Below are 15,542 nucleotides of genomic sequence, written 5' to 3' on the forward strand. Positions count from 1 at the left end.
CCGACCGCATGATCCAGGTCGTTCTGCCGGGCATCGTGGCGCCGGAGGGACTGGAGATCCGGGAAGGCCGGGTGCCCGAGGCCGGTCGCGGACAGGTCGTGGTGGCGGTGGAGGCGAGCGGCGTCTCGTTCGCCGAGCAGCAGATGCGGCGGGGGCGGTACTACGACCAGCCGCCCTTCCCGTTCGTCCCCGGCTACGACCTCGTGGGCCGCGTCCTGACCACCGGCGAGGACGTCGACCCGCGCCTCGCCGGCCGGCGGGTGGCTGCTCTGGTGAAGACCGGCGGCTGGTCCAGCCACGTCGTGCTCGACGCGGCCGACGCCGTCGAGGTCCCCGAGGGGCTCGCCGCCGACGAGGCGGAGACCGTCGTCGTCAACGGCATCACCGCCTGGCAGATGCTGCACCGTCAGGCGCGGGTGCGGGCCGGCCAGACGGTCCTCGTGCACGGCGCGAGCGGCGGGGTCGGCTCCGTCCTCGTCCAGCTCGCCCTGGCGGCGGGCGTCACGGTGATCGGCACGGCCTCCGCCCGGCACCACGACGCCCTGCGGGAACGCGGCGTCATCCCCGTCGACTACCGCTCCGGTGACGTCCCGGCCCGCGTCCGGGAACTCGCGCCGGGCGGCGTCGACGCCGTCTTCGACCACGTCGGCGGCCGCAGCGTGATCGACTCCTGGCACCTCCTGGCTGCCGGCGGCACCCTCGTCGCCTACGGCAGCGCCTCCACCCGCGACGACACCGGCTCCAAGCAGTGGCCCGTCCTGAAGATCCTCGCCCGCACCTGGCTCTGGAACAGCCTGCCCAACGGACGCCGGGCCCACTTCTACAACATCTGGGCCGGCCGCGCCCTCGCCAAGGACCGCTTCCGGGCCCGCCTGCGCACCGACCTCACCCAGGTGCTCACCGCCCTGCACAACGGCGAGGTCTCCGCCCCGATCGCCGCCCGCCTCCCGCTCACCCGGGCCGCGGAGGCGCTGCGCCTCGCGGAGTCCGGCACCGTCACCGGCAAGATCGTGCTGACGCCCTGACCGCCCGCGGGATCCGGCCGGGCGGCGAGTTCTTACCCGCCTTTGCCGCCGCTCTGCCGAGCGGCTGACCGGCGCCGTGCACTGTCGTCCCCACAACGACCGCAGGACGTACGGAAGGCCGGAGAGCCATGACGACCAGCACCAGCACCAGCACGACGAACACCCCCGCGGCCCGGGGCCGCCGCCTGGCCCTGGCCGCCGCCGCGCTGGCCGTCGTGGCGACGGCGGTCCCGCTCGGCACGACCGCCAACGCCGCGACCACCGCCCCCGGCAAGCCCGCCTGGTGCCCCACCGTCCCCGACCACCGCGTCGACTGCGACACCATGCGCCGCCCCCTCGTCGACGGCACGCCCCGCCTCGGCACCATCGACCTCGGTTACGCCGTCGTCCGCCACACCCGACCCGGCCCGGCCAAGGGCACCATCGCCGTCAACCCCGGCGGCCCCGGCGAGACGCTGATCGACCGGGCCGGTCTCGTCGCCGCCGCCCTCGAAGGCGCCCTCGACGACTACGACCTGCTCCTCCTCGACCCGCGCGGCACCGGCAAGTCCGGCCGCCTGCCCTGCAAGGTCACCGAGGCCGACTACCGCTTCGCCCCGCGCGCCGAGCAGCAGGACGCCGTCGCCCGCTGCGCCGAGGAACTCGGCCCCCGCGCCCGCGGCTACACCAGCGCCGCCACCGCCGACGACATCGACGCCGCCCGCGCCCGCCTCGGCGCCCCCAAGCTCGTCCTGTACGGCCTGTCGTACGGCACCTACCTGATGCCCGTCCTCGCCGACCGCCACCCCGACCGCGTCGAGTCCATGGTCCTGTCCGGCGCCTACCCCGTCGACTTCGACCCGCTGGTCCGCGCGACCGCCCGGCACGTCTCCGAGACCCTGCGCCGGATCTGCGAGCGCAGCGGCGCCTGCGACCCCGACACCGCCGTCCGCGACCTCGCCACCGTCGCCGCCAAGCTGCGCACCCGGCCCCTCGACGTGACCGCGACGCTCGGCGGCACCCCGCGCACCATCGCCTTCACCGAGGACAAGCTCGCCAATCTCCTCTACGAGCCCGCCAGCCGCGGCATCGGCTCCCATCCCGCCGAGCGCTCCCTGCTCGGCGACCTGCCCGCAGCCCTGCACGCTTCGGCCAACGGCGACGACGGCCCGCTGGCCGCGCTGGTCCGCGCCGAGATGGAGCACACGAGTACCGAGGACCAGGCCTCGTTCCTCGCCGTCACGTGCAACGACTACGTCCGCGCGTGGGATCACGACGCCCCGCTCGCGCAGCGCCGCCGGCAGTACCAGCGCGCCCTCTCCGCCGCGAACCCGGCCGACTTCGGCGCCTTCAGCCCCAAGGGCTGGACCGAGGGCCAGAGCGACGGCGGCGACAACTGCCTGACCTGGCCGCGCAAGAACACCGCCCAGCCGCAGGACGTCGACCTCGACCTGCCCGACGTCCCCGTCCTCGTGCTCTCCGGCGACCTCGACACCAACACCCCGGAGGCCAACTCCCGCCGCTCGGCGGCCCGGTTCCGCCACAGCACGTTCGTCTCGGTGCCGAACGCCGGCCACGTCCCGGAGCTGGAGTCGACCGGCTGCACGCTGGCGATCTCCACCCACTTCATCCGCACCGGCGAGCCCGGCGACACGTCCTGCCTCGCCGCGATCCCGCCGATCGCCGTCGCACCGGTCACCCGCTGAGGGCAGCACCGCACCACCGCAAGACGGCACGACCGCATAGCCGTACGACCGCCATGGCCATACGACCGCATGACCGGCCGGGCCGCGCCACGTGCGCGGCCCGGTCAGCTCGCGCGGACCAGCTCGGCCCGCAGACGCCCGGTCTGCTGCTCGTACGCGGTCCGCGCCTGCTCCAGCAGCCGGGCCCACGAGTCCACCGTCGGACGCCGCCGCAGCAGGGCCCGCCGCTCGCGGTCCGTCATGCCGCCCCAGACGCCGTGCTCGATCCGCTCGTCCAGTGCGTACGCCAGGCACTCGGTGCGCACCGGGCACCCGGAGCACACCGCCTTCGCCCGGTTCTGCGCCGCGCCGTCGACGAAAAGCTCGTCCGGATCCGCCGTACGGCAGATCCCGCGCTTGGCCCAGTCCGTGTCCTCCACGTCGATCCCCTCCCCAGGGCTCGCAATACCACCCGGCCCTGACAGTTGATCACGGACCGGGTCGTCGACACTACGCACCGCCCCAGCCCCCACGGAAGCGGCACCTCACCCGATCGGGTGAATCTACCGGACTAGTGAATTTCCGGACCGGGCGCCCCTCACACCGCGCAGCCCGTCCGGACGGTCCACCGTGCCCGGCCGCCCGCGCCCGATCGTGTGAGGCGGGTGCCGCCCGGGGCGGTGGCTCGTTGGTGGGGTGTGGCTGACGAGACGCGGTACGGGCGGGGGCGGACGCCGGTGGTGTGGGCGCTGGCGGTGCGGGAGGTGGAGGACGGGCCGCCGCTCGCGGAGGTCGTGGTGGAGGTCGGGCCCGGGCTGCACGCGGATCTGCTGGCCAACGCCGTCGAGAGCGGGTTCGTGCTGGCCGCCGGTGAGCCGCCGGCCACGAGCGGGGCCGTGGAGGTCGGCGGCGGGCGGCTGGAGCGGCTGGCGCTGGTGGGCGGGCGCGAGGTGTGGCAGCCGGACGAGGTGGTCGCGGCGTCGCCCACCTGGCTGGCGGCGGCCGTGGGCCGGGGCGGGGCCGTCGTGGTCCTGGTGCCGCCCGGCACGTGGCCGCCGGGGTTGATGGAACTGGAGCCCGAGGTCCGGCTGGAGGTGTTCACCCGGCGCCTGGAACAGGCGCGCACCGAGGGCCGGGTCCTGCACGGGATGGCGTCGCTGAAGCGGCTGCCTCCGGGGTGAACTCCATTGCGGCTTAAGGCTTTTCGCCCTCGCCCTCGGTGTCGATGTGCGGCAGGATCCGGTCCAGGAAGCGCGGGGTCCACCAGGCCGCCGGACCGAGCAGCGTCATGACGGCGGGGACGAGCAGCAGCCGGACGATCGTGGCGTCCACGAGGACGCTGACGGCCAGTCCGAGGCCCATCATCTTGATCACGATGTTGTCGCTGACGATGAACGCCGCGAAGACGCTCACCATGATCAGCGCCGCGCAGGTGATCACCCGGGCGGTGATCTCCAGCGCGTGGGCGACGGCGTCCTGGCTGCGGCCCGTGCGCAGCCAGGCCTCGTGGACGCGCGAGAGCAGGAAGATCTCGTAGTCCATGCTCAGACCGAAGACGATGGCGAACATCATCATCGGCACGTAGCTCTCGATCGGGACCTTGCCCGAGACGCCGAGCGCGGGCCCGCCCCAGCCCCACTGGAAGACCGCGACCACAACCCCGTAGGAGGCTGCGATCGAGAGCAGGTTGAGCACGGCGGCCTTGACGGCGACGAGCAGGCCACGGAAGACGGCGAGGATGATCAGGAAGGCGAGGCCGACGACCACGGCGATGATCAGGATCAGCCGGCTCGACACGATGTCCAGGAAGTCGACCTGGGCCGCGGTGTTGCCGGTGACGTAGGTCTTCGCGCCGGTGCCGGCCACCGCGTCCGGCAGGGCGGTGTCGGAGAGGTGGTTGACGAGGTCGGTGGTGGCGCGGTCCTGGGGAGCGGCCGCCGGGATGACGGTGGCGAACAGCACGGCGCCGTCCGGGCTGGTCTGCAGCGGGGTGGTGCTGGCGGCGCCGGGCAGGCCGGTGAGGGCCTGCTGCACGGCGCTCTGGACGGTCGGCCGGCTCTCGGCGGGCACGGCGCTCTGGTCGACGACGGCGGTGAGCGGGCCGTTCGAGCCCGGGCCGAAGGCCTGGGACATGAGGTCGTAGGCGCGCCGGTCGGTGAAGTCGGGGGAGTCGGCGCCGTCGCCGATGTGCCCGAGCTGGATGGAGAGCAGCGGGATCGACAGCACCGCCAGCGCCACCACCCCGGCGATCAGGTACTGCCACGGGCGCGCCTCGACCCGCCGGGCGTAGCGGTGCCAGGCCCCGCCCTCGCCACCGCCGCCCCCGTCGCCGCCGGCCTCGGCGATCGGGCGGCGGACGGTGAAGCGGTCCATCCGGCGGCCGAGCACCCCCATCAGGGCGGGCAGCAGGGTGAGCGCGCCGAGCACCGCCGACACGACGGTGACGGCCGCGGCGGCCCCGAGCTTGGCGATGAACGAGATGCCCGACACCGAGAGCCCGGACAGCGCGATGATCACGGTGCAGCCGGAGACCAGCACCGCCCGGCCGCTGGTCGCCACCGCCTGCCCGGCGGAGGCGACCGGGTCCACCCCGTCCATCAGGTTCTGCCGGTGACGGGTGAGCAGGAACAGCGCGTAGTCGATGCCGACGCCGATCCCGATCATCGTGGCCAGCGTCGGGGCGACGGTCGCGAAGGTGGACAGCGCCGCGACCAGCCCCAGCACCCCGAGGCCGACCACCGCCGCGAACAGGGCCGTCAGCAGCGGCAGCCCGGCCGCGATGGCGCTGCCGAACCCCACCAGCAGCACGACGATCGCGACCGCGAAGCCGATCACCTCGCTCGCCCGGTCGTCCGGCGCCGGCCGGGCCAGCTCGCCCAGCGGCCCGCCGTACTCCACCTGGACCCCGGCCTGCCGCAGCGGCTGGACGGCCGCGTCCACGCCGGTCAGGTACTCGGTGCCGAGCAGGGCCGGCGCGGTGTCGAAACGGACGGTGATGTACCCCGTCAGCCCGTCGGCGGCCAGCGGCCCGCCGGGCGGGGCGGGCTGCCCGGGCGGCGGCAGCGGGCTCTGCACCGAGAGCACGTGGGGCAGTTGCTGGAGGGAGGCGACGGTCTGGGCGATCTGCGGCTGGAACCCGGCCAGCTGGGCGGGGTCGTGCAGCACCACCTGGGAGCTCGTGCCCGCGGCGGCCGGCACGTGGGCCGTGAGGAGGTCCCGGCCCTGCTGCGCCTGCGTGCCGGGGAGCGAGAAGTCGTCCGAGTAGGTCCCGCCGACCGTCTTGTTGGCGGCCTGGACGCCGGCCAGGGCGATGATCCACAGCACGATGACGAGCACCGAGTGGCGCGCGCACCACTCACCGAGGCGGCGCAGGCCCGCGCGCCTGGCCGGCTGTGCTGCGGCTGAGGGGGCGCGGCGTGCGGACGGCGGCATGGGCGTCTCCCGGGTCTTCTGCGCGGTGGTGCGGCCGAACCGGCGCAGTGTTCCCGGGAGGGCCGGGCCGGGCACCGGTACCGGCGGGTAGTCGCCCCGACGGCTTCGGCTGCTCCGGCACCCGGCCCACCCGGGTGGCGCGCTCGCGGTCCCTTCCATTCGCCCCGCGGGCGTCAGGGCTGCGCGGGACCGCCGAGCTTCGGGGCCGGGACGGGTGCCGCGGCACCGATCAGGACGACCATCTCGTGGCCGCCGGGGTTGGTCTGGATCGGGACGGTCCGCCAGTTGTTGGCCAGCCAGACGTTGCCGGAGGGGTCGATCTGGACGCCCGTGTTGCGCTCCAGCCCGTCGCTCGTGTAGCCGGTGCCGGCCGGGGAGATGGGCTGGCCGGTGCGGTACCCCGGCGGGCAGGCGGCGAGGTTGACGCCGCACAGCCGGGCGACGCGGTGGCCGCCGAAGTTGGCGACCCACACGGTGTCGTCACCGTCGACGGCGACGCCCCAGGGCAGGAACAGGCCGCCGTTGGTGAACGGTTCGGGCGCCGGGGTGCCGTCGGACCCGATGAACGTCACCGAGGTGCCCGGGCGCGGGCCCGCCTCGGTCGCCACCGCGTTCGCGAGGTCGTCCACGGAGCTGTTCCCGCAGGGCACCGGCAGGATGCCGCTGTTGCTCACCCACGCGTTGCCCCGGCTGTCGGTGGCGACGCCCAGCGGCTTGCTCAGGCCGCCGCCGGAGACCGTCGGCCCCGGGGTGCCGTCCGGGCCGACGACCTGGACGGTGTCGCTGCCGTTCCCGCCGACCCAGAGTCGCCCGGCCGGGTCGACGGAGGTGCCGAACGGCTTCCGGACGCCGGGCGTGGCGATCTCCCGGGCGCGGGTCGCGTCGCCGTCCGGGATCCGGGCCACGCTGTCGCTGCCGCAGTTGGCCACCCAGACCGTGCCGGCACGGTCGGCGGACATGCCCTGCGGCTGGGCGATCCCGGCTCCGCGCCAGCCGTCCGGCGGGGACAGCGGGGTGCCGTCGGGGGCGAACTGGGAGACGCTGCGTTCGAGCCGGGTCGGGTCGATCGGACAGCCGCGGCCCTGGAAGCCAAAGTTGCCGACCCAGGCGCTGCCCTTCGCGTCGACGGTGACCCCGAACCCGGCGCCGTACAGGCCGCCGCCCTGGTAGGGCGCGCCGGGGGCGTCCTGGCCGGTGGGGGTGAACTTGAGGACGGTGCGGCCGCCGCAGGTCGGGACGAGCCGGTCGGCCTTGTAGACGTAGTTGTTGGTGATCCACGCGTTGCCGTCGGCGTCGAAGGCGAGGTTGCCGGGGCCGTCGACCTCGTGGCCGTTGCCGTCGTAGCGCAGGGCCACGGTCCAGGCGTCGGGGGCGGCGGGGAGCGCGGGCCCGTAGCGCGGGGTGGTCGCCGCGAGGTCGAAGAGGGCGGCGGCGTTGTTCCCGGGGTCGTGCGCGATGTCGACGGCGGCCTGCAGGGTGTTGCGCGGCCGCTCGTGGCCGGGGCGGCGGGCCAGGTCGAGCAGCCGGTCGCAGGCGTCGCCGGTGACACAGGAGGCGAGCAGGTCGGCCAGGGTGTTGAACTCCGCCATGGTCGAGGTCTGGGAGCCGTTCGGCGGGGCGGCGAGCGGCGCGGCGATCTCGCCGGTGCCCGTGTCGGCCAGGTTGTGTGCGATGGCGGCCGCGTTCTGCAGGCCGGGGTAGGTGCCGGTGACGCCGCCCGGGCCGGTGAAGCGCGCGAGCGCGTAGGCGGTGGCGACGGTGGTCCGCTCGTTGACGACGAGCTCGGGCGGCGCGGCGGCCCCGCTGAGCACGGCGGCGAGCGCCACCGCGGAGTGTGCGGTGCCGCGCCGCTCCCGCCCGAAGTCGGCGACCACGTACAGCACGGCGCGGGGGTCCTCCGGGCGGCGGTAGTCGAGCGTGAACCGCCCGTCCGCCGCACTCCGCGCCCTGCCCAGCACCCGCGGCCGGCTGCCCTCGCCGTCCCCGGCCTGGTACAGCGTCACCTGGGCCCCGCCCAGCGGCCCGTCACCGCCGCGCACGACCCCGCACTGTTCGGTGGGCTCCCAGCCCGCCGCGACCGCGTGGGACGGCCCGGCGGCGAGCTGGGCGAGGAGGGCGGCGGCGATCAGGGCACCGCGACGTCTGCGCATGGGGGCTCCATTCGGTGAAGGGGGATCATCGGAGGGGGACGGGCCGCCCGCCGCCCTCCTACCTGCCACATCCCGGCCCGCCCGCACGCGACCGGCCGCCGGACACGGCGGAAATTGCCCGGGACGGGCGAGACCCGCCCGCCGAGGCGGCCCCGTGTGACCGGCATCACGCGCCGGGGATCGAACTTCCGCGCCCGCCGTGCATCCAGTCCGTGTCAGCCATCCACCCTCACCATCTCAGCGAGGTTCCTTCCCATGGGTTATCTGCGCGGATTCGTCCCCTGGATCGTCTCCGGGGCCGTCTCGTCCTTCGACTGGCGCTGGGGCGCGCTCGGCGGGCTCGCGTCGGGACTGCTGCTCCTGCTCCAGGACCGGCGGCGCGGGGTCGGCCTCGACGCGCTCGTCCTGGAGGTCAGCGCCGTCGTCTACTTCGCGGCCGTAGGCGCGGTGGCCCTCGCCGCGCCGCACGCGGCGCTGTCGAAGCCGGCCGGCATCCTCTCGTTCGCCTGGCTGGCCGTCACCGCCTGGGGCTCCCTGGCGCTGCGCCGCCCGTTCACGCTCGGCATCGCGCGGCGGCGCACGCCCCGCGAGTACTGGGACCGGCCGGAGTTCATCGCGGTCAACAACCGCATCACCGCCGCGTGGGGCGCCGGGTTCACGTTCATCTGCGTGAGCCTGGCCGTCGGCGGCGCGGTCCACGCCCCGGCCTGGGTCGGGATCGCCGCCCACGTCGCCGGCCTGGCCTGCCCGGCGGTCTTCACGAGGGTGCATCCCGCCCGCGCACGGGCGCGGCTGCTCGCGCGGGCGGCGCCCGTCCCGCAGGAGCAGTAGCCGCCGGGGCGCGGCGCCCGGCGTATCGTCCTCCGGAAGGCCTCAACCGGCCTGGCGCGCAAGATCTTCCCGGAGGCGTACGGACGATGGCACCGCTCACCACCACCACCTCCACCACCACCTCCACCACCGCTTCCGCCTCCGCCGACGACGCGGCGCTCACACGCCGCGCCCAGGCCGGCGACACGGCGGCCCTCGGGCTGCTCCTGACCCGCCACCAGGCGGCGATGCGCGCCGTCGCGCTGCGCCTGCTCGGCTGCGGACCGGACGCGGAGGACGTGGTGCAGGACGCCGCGCTGACGGCCCTCCGCCGCATCGGCGACGTCCGGGACCCGGCGGCCGTCGGGCCGTGGCTGAGGGCCGTCGTCCGCAACGCCTGCCGCATGCGACTACGCGATTCGCGCGAGACACCCGGCCTGGACGAGCGCGACCTCGTCCGGCTGCGCGGGTACGAGCAGTCGCCGCCCGAGCGGCTCATCGAGCAGCACGCGATGCGGGACTGGATTTGGGGCGCGGTGGAGGAACTGCCGCAGCAGCTGCGGCTGGTGCTGATGCTGCGGCACTTCAGCGGCATCACCTCCTACCAGGAGATCGCCGCCGCGTGCGAGGTGCCGGTCGGCACGGTCCGCAGCCGGCTCAGCCAGGCGCGCGCGAAGATGGCGAAGGCGCTCGAAACGACCGCCGCGCGGGCGCACGACGACGCCTCCGCCCTCGCGGAGGAGAGCCGGCACGAGGCGGTGGCGACGCTGGAGGCGTCGGCGCGCGGCCATCTGCCCCGGGAGATCCTGGAGTTGTGGCCGGACCAGGCCGAGATGGCCGGCCGCTTCGGCCGGCCGGGGGAGCGCGTGCACCCGTTCCCGGTCATGCGGCAGGTGCGCGAGAAGGGCGTGCGCCAGCACGTGCGGCACGTGGTGGCGAGCCGGGACATCACGATCTGGGAGATGGACGTCGTCAACCCCGCCGGCGCCGCCGACCCCTGCCCGCCGACGCTGGCGTGGCTCATGTTCCGCCGCGACCGGCGGGTCCAGCGGCTCCAGGTGGTATTCCCGGGGCGGCCGGTGAGCGGTTGAGGGGTCGGCGGGCGGGCGACGGCCGCTTCAGGGCCTCAGGGGCTTCAGGGGGCGATGGTGGCGTGCATCTCCCACACCAGGATCTCGGCGGGTTCGGTCGCGGTGACCTTCTGGCCGCCGGTCGCGGTGAAGCGCACGGCGTCGCCCGCGGTGAGCGGGCCGGCGCCTTCGAGAACGACGTCGCCGCGGGCGACGAACAGGTGCAGGAAGGGGGCGTCGGGCAGTTCGACGTCCTGCCCGGGGCGCAGCCGGGCGACGTGCAGGGCGGCGTAGCGGTTCTTGATGCGGATGGCGGACGCGCCGTCGTGCTTGGCCATCCCGGAGGCGACCGGGAGCAGGTCGCCGGACAGCAGCTCGTCGTCGATTTCGAGCTGCTCGTAGCCCGGCGTGATGCCGCTCTCGTCGGGGACCACCCACATCTGGATGAAGTGGACGGGGTCGGTGTGGACGTCGGTGCCGCCCAGGCGCCAGGAGTCGTTCTTCTCGGAGTGCAGGATGCCGCTGCCGGCGCTCATGCGCTGGGCGAGCCCGGGGTAGATCACGCCGGAGTGGCCGGTGGAGTCCTGGTGGACCAGGGAGCCCTGCATCACCCAGGTGACGATCTCCATGTCGCGGTGCGGGTGGGTCTCGAAGCCGCTGCCCGGCCGGACGGTGTCGTCGTTGTTGACGAGCAGCACCCCGTGGTGGGTGTTGGCGGGGTCGAAGCGGCCACCGAACGAGAAGGAGTGCTTGGAGTCCAGCCAGTCGATCTTGGTCGAGAGGCGCTCGTCGGAGCGGCGGACGTCGATGCGGGGGAGGTTCGCGGCGGTGCTCATCTCGTGGTCCTTTCGGCTGGTCGCCCGGCGGCGGCCTTCGGGTGCCCGGTGGTGCCTTCGTCACGCCCAACATAGTTCATCGTTCAACTATTCCGTGGGATGGCGGCGCGAAGTTGCGGTGCCGGAAGATCGCCGAACGAGGTCGGAAGGCAGCACGGTGCCGGAATCGAAGCGCCGCGTCTTCTGCGTGCTGGACACGGACGGCGGCGGTCGGCTGGGCGGGGACGAGTTCACCCGCTTGCCACTGGCAGCGTCACCCGTGAGGGCGGACGGTTCGCCCAGGACACACTCAAGGCGCCGGTGGCCGCTCCGGCTCCAGGGGTCCCGGGCGTGGCCGGGACCGGAAGCGGGCGCGAAGCGGTCCGGCGGCCGTCAGAGTGCGTACATGGAGGAGTAGGGCGGGGTGATCCGCTCCTGTCGCGAGCCGAAGTCGACCAGGACCGCGGCCTCGGGCCCGTCCTCCACGTCTATGACGCGGCCGAGGCCGAACTTGTCGTGGGTGACGCGGTCGCCCATGGCGAACCGCTTGGGCGGTGCGGCGGGCCGGGCTTTGAAGGGGCTGGTGGGCAAGGGGCGTCGGACTGCCGGTGGTTTTCTCATCGTGGTCAGTATGCTCCGAAAATCGGTGGGACGGGTCTTCCCGGAGAGTCCGAATCGGTGCGGTGTGCGCCGTGGCCGACACGCCCCCTGCCGGGCCCGAAATCAGGACCGGGCCGGACGGTGGCGCGGACGCCTCCAACTGTACTGCCAGGCATGCCGGTTGCCGGCCGGGTCGGAGCGGGGAAGGCGGGCCCGGGCGGGGCGGCCGAAAAATTCGCGCGGAGTGTTCGCCGGGGAGGGTCGGGGCCTGCTACAGTCGAAGTAGTTGCAGTAGTGGTTCCCATGAACTTTGTGTGCGCCTGCTGATTGTCGCAGGCGCATTTTTCGTTTTCCGGCTTTTCGGAGGGTTCTCATCGCGGCGACTCGAAAGTCCGTAATGTGCGGACTTCGGACGGTCTCTTGAAGGGGATTTCTCATGGCCACCGGTACCGTGAAGTGGTTCAACTCGGAAAAGGGCTTCGGCTTCATCGAGCAGGACGGCGGCGGCGCTGACGTCTTCGCCCACTACTCGAACATCAACGCCAACGGCTTCCGTGAGCTGCTCGAGGGCCAGAAGGTCGAGTTCGACGTCACGCAGGGCCAGAAGGGCCCGCAGGCGGAGAACATCCGCCCGCTGTAATTCCGGCCGGGCGTTCGTCCGGTAGTGAGGGGCCCGTACCGCGCAATGCGCGGTACGGGCCCCTTCGTCGTTCCGGGAGTGCGTGTCCGGCCGGTGCGGGCGTCCGTCAGGCCGGTCGTGCGGAGCGGACGAAGTCCCCGAACTCGGCGTACAACTGGGTGACAGCGGTGTCCACGGCGGGCGAGACGCTGTCGTAGTTGAGGAAGCCGTGGATGAGCCCCGGGTAGACGTGCCGGCGCACCGGCACTCCGGCGGCGGCCAGGGCGTCCGCGTAGGCCAGTGCGTGATCGCGCAGCGGGTCGTGCTCGCCGACGCCGATCACCGCCGGCGCGAGGCCCCGGTGATCGGCGGCGAGGAGGGGCGACACCCGGGGATCGGCCGTGGTGGAGGGGTCGCCGCCGGTGTAGAGCTGGATGTCGTGCCGGCACTCGTCGGCCGTCAGGAGATAGCCGGTGGCGTTCTCGGTCATCGAGGGGAAATCGGTCCGGCCGCTGAGATCCGTCGCCGGGTAGGCCAGCAACTGGGCCACGACCGGTGTGCCGTCGTCACGCAGCGCCAACGCCACCGCGGCGGCCAGGTTGGCGCCGGCGCTGTCCCCGGCCAGCGCGAGCACGCCCCCGCCGAACCGGTCGATGCCCGCGGCGACTTCGCGGGCCACGCCCACGCAGTCGTCGTAGGCGGCCGGGAACGGGTGCTCCGGCGAGAGGCGGTAGTCGACGCTGACGACCACCGCGTCGAGATCGCGGCAGAGCCTGCGGCAGACACCGTCGTGCGTGTCCAGGTCGCCGAGGATCCAGCCGCCGCCGTGGATGAAGAGGACGGTCGGCGTCGGGCCGGCGGTGTCCGGGCGGTAGACCCGGACGGGCACGCCGGCGACGGTGTCGTCGGCGACCGACCCGACGGCCAGGGGCGGGCTGGGCGCCACGGCGAGCGACAGCTGCCGGTTCCCGGCCCGCATCTGCTCCACGGTGGGCGCGGCGGTCGGCGGCGGGCCGTCGAGGCCGAACTTCTGGAGGAGGGCCCGGATACTCGGATCCATCGCCATGATCCCGTGCTCCCTCTCGGATGGTGCCCCGCTGTACCCCGCTCATCCTCGTGCCGCGCGGCGCCGGCTGCGGTCCGGGCGGGGCCGTCCGGGTGAGTCCGAGGGCCGGTCGCCATGACGCCCTGCACTGTGAGTGGTGAGCGAGTCGGTGCTGGAGTTCACGGCTGCGGACTTCCGGCCGCCCGGCTCCTCGTGCCCGATGCCGGTGTCCGGGCCGGGCAGGTGGGAGACGTCGAGCTGGCCGGCGGGTTTCGCGGTTGTCCCACCGAGGTGTTCACCAGTGTTGTCCTGCGGCCGTGTCCACTTCCTCTGCCACCGCCGGCTGCGGTGTTGCCCGGGCTGGGAACGGGTGATCAGGCTCATGAGCGTGGCGAAGATCGCCGAGGTGACGTTCCCCGCGTACGGCAGCCGACGGCGTTCCGGAGCGGTCGCGGGTGGCTGGACCTCGGGCGTGTCGGCGTCGGGCGGGCCGTCAGGGCGCCGGGCTCTGCGCGCCCTCGACGTCGGCGAGCAGTTTGCGCAGGAGCCCGTCCAGGGTGGCCCGTTCCTCGCCCGAGAGGGCGGAGAGCAGCGCGGTTTCGTTGGCCGCGTGGTCGGTGAAGGCGGCGTCCACGAGGGCGCGCCCGGCCGCGGTGAGGGCGATGCGGACGCTGCGCCGGTCCGCCGGGTCGGTGTGGCGTTCCACCAGGCCCGCCGACTCCAGCCGGTCGATCCGGCTGGTCATGCCGGCCCGCGACATCAGCAGCAGCGCGGCGAGTTCGGAGGGCATCAGTTCGTACGGTGCGCCGGAGCGGCGCAGGGTGGCGAGAACGTCGAACTCGCCGCGCTGGAGGCCGTGTTGCTTGAACACCTCTTCGACGACCCGGCCCGCGAGCAGCGCGAGGCGGCCGAGGCGGCCGACGGTGCCGACCGCCGCCAGGTCGAGGTCCGGGCGCTCCCGGCTCCACTGGTCGAGCATGACGTCCACGTGATCCATGGGGGCATGTTATTCGATGGGAGATAGTTAGACGTAGTACTATCAGCGATGGAACTATCTGAGCGCTCACTGTGGGGAGAGGCCAATGACGTTGATCGGACCGGAAGCCGTGGTGGTACGGGGCGACGAAGCCGAGACCGTCGGAATGCTCGGCGGCAAGGGGCTGTTGCTGGCGGACTCCAGCGCCACCGGCGGCGCCCTGAGCACCCTGCGCGTCACGCTGGGGCGCGGCAGGGACGGCGCCACTCCGCACTACCACGGGGGCTCCTCGGAGCTGTTCTTCGTCGTCGACGGCTCGGCCCAGGTGCTGGTCGGGAACGAGGTGGTCACCGCCCGGAGCGGCGACCTCGTGGTGGTGCCGCCCCATCTGCCGCATGCCTTCGCGGCGGCGCCGGACTCCGGGGCGGACCTGCTGATCGTGATCACCCCCGGGGTGGAGCGCTTCGACTACTTCCGCCTGCTGGAGCGGATCCGCGCGGGCGAGGCGACGGTCGAGGAACTGCTCGCCAAGCAGGACCTCTTCGACAACCACTTCCTGGAGTCGCCGAGTTGGCGCGACGCCCGGGAGGACGCCGCCCGGTCCGAGCCGTAGACCGCCCGGCACCGAGCCCGGCCCGACACCTGGGGAGGAAACCCGTGACCGACACCCGCACCATCACCAACCCGCCCGGCCTGCACGACCCGACGCCGTTCGGCTACAGCCACGCCGCCTCCGCGCCCGGCGAACCGGTGTTCATCGCCGGCCAGTACGCCTCCGACGCCGGCGGTCAGGTCGTGCCCGGCGACTTCGCCGCCCAGGCGGAGCTCGCCCTCGCCAACCTGCGCACCGCGCTCGCCGGGGTCGGCCTCGGCTTCGAGCACGTGGTCCGGCTCGGCTCGTACATCGTCGACCACGACCCGGAGAAGCTGGCCGTCCTCGGCAAGGCCCTGGCCGGGGCCTGGGGCGACCGGCTGCCCGCGCAGACGCTCAGCGGGGTCGCCTCGCTCGCCCTGCCGGGGATGCTCTTCGAGATCGACGCGGTCGCCATCCGGCCGACGGCGGGGGCGGCGGGCTGACCCACCCACGCACGGGGGTCCCACCGGTCGGCGGGATCCCTCGCCGTACCGCCGCCGTTCGAGCCGGAGCGGACCGCTCACATGGCCCGGGTCGCCGCGCACACCCGTCGTTCCATGTCGGGGCCGTCGCTGAGGAACAGCGCCCGCAGGAACGGCAGCGGGGGGGGGGGGGCCCCGGGGCGGGGGGGGCGCCCCCCCCCGGGGGGGGGCGCCGCGGGGGCGGGGGGGGCCCCCGGGCGGGCGCGCGCCAAAAAAACAG

General features: G+C 74.0%; 15 protein-coding genes. 8 read left to right on the forward strand and 7 right to left on the reverse strand.

Going from position 1 to position 15,542, the window contains the following annotated elements:
* Positions 1 to 8 precede the first annotated feature (8 nt).
* A complete protein-coding gene (locus ACFV4F_RS09730) occupies positions 9 to 1,025 on the forward strand; it encodes a medium chain dehydrogenase/reductase family protein (RefSeq protein WP_380501344.1) in 1,017 nt (338 codons plus the stop codon).
* 128 nt (positions 1,026 to 1,153) lie between these two features.
* Positions 1,154 to 2,710, forward strand: a complete 1,557-nt coding sequence (locus tag ACFV4F_RS09735; RefSeq protein WP_380501346.1) for an alpha/beta fold hydrolase — start codon at positions 1,154 to 1,156, stop codon at positions 2,708 to 2,710.
* Between the two features lie 104 nt (positions 2,711 to 2,814).
* On the opposite strand, the gene ACFV4F_RS09740 is transcribed toward ACFV4F_RS09735, so the two are convergent.
* On the reverse strand, positions 2,815 to 3,129 hold the full coding sequence (locus tag ACFV4F_RS09740; RefSeq protein ID WP_380447346.1) for a WhiB family transcriptional regulator: 315 nt from the start codon (positions 3,127 to 3,129) through the stop codon (positions 2,815 to 2,817).
* 258 nt (positions 3,130 to 3,387) lie between these two features.
* On the opposite strand from ACFV4F_RS09740, the gene ACFV4F_RS09745 reads away from it, so the two are divergent.
* A complete protein-coding gene (locus ACFV4F_RS09745) occupies positions 3,388 to 3,870 on the forward strand; it encodes a hypothetical protein (RefSeq protein WP_380501348.1) in 483 nt (160 codons plus the stop codon).
* Positions 3,871 to 3,883: 13 nt separating this feature from the next.
* On the opposite strand, the gene ACFV4F_RS09750 is transcribed toward ACFV4F_RS09745, so the two are convergent.
* Together ACFV4F_RS09750 and ACFV4F_RS09755 are read right to left on the reverse strand one after the other, a co-directional pair.
* On the reverse strand, positions 3,884 to 6,121 hold the full coding sequence (locus ACFV4F_RS09750; protein ID WP_380501350.1) for an MMPL family transporter: 2,238 nt from the start codon (positions 6,119 to 6,121) through the stop codon (positions 3,884 to 3,886).
* Between the two features lie 173 nt (positions 6,122 to 6,294).
* Positions 6,295 to 8,271, reverse strand: coding sequence for a hypothetical protein (locus tag ACFV4F_RS09755; protein WP_380501352.1), 1,977 nt, complete (start codon positions 8,269 to 8,271; stop codon positions 6,295 to 6,297).
* 255 nt (positions 8,272 to 8,526) lie between these two features.
* Here ACFV4F_RS09755 and ACFV4F_RS09760 point away from each other — a divergent pair, with 255 nt between their 5' ends.
* The gene (locus tag ACFV4F_RS09760) at positions 8,527 to 9,102 is read left to right on the forward strand and encodes a hypothetical protein (protein WP_380501353.1); all 576 of its coding nucleotides are present in this window, start codon (positions 8,527 to 8,529) and stop codon (positions 9,100 to 9,102) included.
* Between the two features lie 86 nt (positions 9,103 to 9,188).
* Positions 9,189 to 10,172: an RNA polymerase sigma factor gene (locus ACFV4F_RS09765; protein ID WP_380501355.1), complete on the forward strand. Its 984-nt coding sequence runs from the start codon at positions 9,189 to 9,191 to the stop codon at positions 10,170 to 10,172.
* A gap of 44 nt (positions 10,173 to 10,216) precedes the next feature.
* On the opposite strand, the gene ACFV4F_RS09770 is transcribed toward ACFV4F_RS09765, so the two are convergent.
* The gene (locus ACFV4F_RS09770; protein WP_380491894.1) at positions 10,217 to 10,987 is read right to left on the reverse strand and encodes a pirin family protein; all 771 of its coding nucleotides are present in this window, start codon (positions 10,985 to 10,987) and stop codon (positions 10,217 to 10,219) included.
* Between the two features lie 372 nt (positions 10,988 to 11,359).
* Positions 11,360 to 11,587, reverse strand: a complete 228-nt coding sequence (locus ACFV4F_RS09775) for a hypothetical protein (RefSeq protein WP_380447332.1) — start codon at positions 11,585 to 11,587, stop codon at positions 11,360 to 11,362.
* A 415-nt stretch (positions 11,588 to 12,002) separates the two neighbouring features.
* Between ACFV4F_RS09775 and ACFV4F_RS09780 the strand changes: the two genes are divergently transcribed.
* Positions 12,003 to 12,206, forward strand: a complete 204-nt coding sequence (locus ACFV4F_RS09780) for a cold-shock protein (protein WP_359971493.1) — start codon at positions 12,003 to 12,005, stop codon at positions 12,204 to 12,206.
* A gap of 106 nt (positions 12,207 to 12,312) precedes the next feature.
* Here the strand turns inward: ACFV4F_RS09780 and ACFV4F_RS09785 are convergent, their stop codons facing one another.
* Together ACFV4F_RS09785 and ACFV4F_RS09790 are read right to left on the reverse strand one after the other, a co-directional pair.
* Positions 12,313 to 13,245 (reverse strand): alpha/beta hydrolase, encoded by a 933-nt coding sequence (locus tag ACFV4F_RS09785; protein WP_380501357.1) that lies wholly within the window; start codon positions 13,243 to 13,245, stop codon positions 12,313 to 12,315.
* Positions 13,246 to 13,723: 478 nt separating this feature from the next.
* Positions 13,724 to 14,227 carry a MarR family winged helix-turn-helix transcriptional regulator gene (locus ACFV4F_RS09790; RefSeq protein WP_380447328.1) on the reverse strand — a complete coding sequence of 168 codons (504 nt, stop codon included), beginning with the start codon at positions 14,225 to 14,227 and terminating at the stop codon, positions 13,724 to 13,726.
* A gap of 85 nt (positions 14,228 to 14,312) precedes the next feature.
* Between ACFV4F_RS09790 and ACFV4F_RS09795 the strand changes: the two genes are divergently transcribed.
* Together ACFV4F_RS09795 and ACFV4F_RS09800 are read left to right on the forward strand one after the other, a co-directional pair.
* The gene (locus ACFV4F_RS09795; RefSeq protein WP_380501359.1) at positions 14,313 to 14,819 is read left to right on the forward strand and encodes a cupin domain-containing protein; all 507 of its coding nucleotides are present in this window, start codon (positions 14,313 to 14,315) and stop codon (positions 14,817 to 14,819) included.
* A 44-nt stretch (positions 14,820 to 14,863) separates the two neighbouring features.
* Positions 14,864 to 15,283, forward strand: coding sequence for a RidA family protein (locus ACFV4F_RS09800; RefSeq protein WP_380501361.1), 420 nt, complete (start codon positions 14,864 to 14,866; stop codon positions 15,281 to 15,283).
* Positions 15,284 to 15,542 lie beyond the last annotated feature (259 nt).

Origin of the sequence: Kitasatospora sp. NPDC059722 (genome assembly GCF_042733235.1) — a bacterium.
Classification (GTDB): domain Bacteria; phylum Actinomycetota; class Actinomycetes; order Streptomycetales; family Streptomycetaceae; genus Kitasatospora.

Excerpts from the sequence above, each read along its gene's own strand:
- ACFV4F_RS09770 (WP_380491894.1), bottom strand. The coding sequence starts at position 10,987 with ATGAGCACCGCCGCGAACCTCCCCCGCATCGACGTCCGCCGCTCCGAC.
- ACFV4F_RS09785 (WP_380501357.1), bottom strand. The coding sequence starts at position 13,245 with ATGGATCCGAGTATCCGGGCCCTCCTCCAGAAGTTCGGCCTCGACGGC.
- ACFV4F_RS09780 (WP_359971493.1), top strand. The coding sequence starts at position 12,003 with ATGGCCACCGGTACCGTGAAGTGGTTCAACTCGGAAAAGGGCTTCGGC.
- ACFV4F_RS09750 (WP_380501350.1), bottom strand. The coding sequence starts at position 6,121 with ATGCCGCCGTCCGCACGCCGCGCCCCCTCAGCCGCAGCACAGCCGGCC.
- ACFV4F_RS09730 (WP_380501344.1), top strand. The coding sequence starts at position 9 with ATGATCCAGGTCGTTCTGCCGGGCATCGTGGCGCCGGAGGGACTGGAG.
- ACFV4F_RS09765 (WP_380501355.1), top strand. The coding sequence starts at position 9,189 with ATGGCACCGCTCACCACCACCACCTCCACCACCACCTCCACCACCGCT.
- ACFV4F_RS09755 (WP_380501352.1), bottom strand. The coding sequence starts at position 8,271 with ATGCGCAGACGTCGCGGTGCCCTGATCGCCGCCGCCCTCCTCGCCCAG.
- ACFV4F_RS09735 (WP_380501346.1), top strand. The coding sequence starts at position 1,154 with ATGACGACCAGCACCAGCACCAGCACGACGAACACCCCCGCGGCCCGG.
- ACFV4F_RS09760 (WP_380501353.1), top strand. The coding sequence starts at position 8,527 with ATGGGTTATCTGCGCGGATTCGTCCCCTGGATCGTCTCCGGGGCCGTC.
- ACFV4F_RS09775 (WP_380447332.1), bottom strand. The coding sequence starts at position 11,587 with ATGAGAAAACCACCGGCAGTCCGACGCCCCTTGCCCACCAGCCCCTTC.
- ACFV4F_RS09795 (WP_380501359.1), top strand. The coding sequence starts at position 14,313 with ATGACGTTGATCGGACCGGAAGCCGTGGTGGTACGGGGCGACGAAGCC.
- ACFV4F_RS09790 (WP_380447328.1), bottom strand. The coding sequence starts at position 14,227 with ATGGATCACGTGGACGTCATGCTCGACCAGTGGAGCCGGGAGCGCCCG.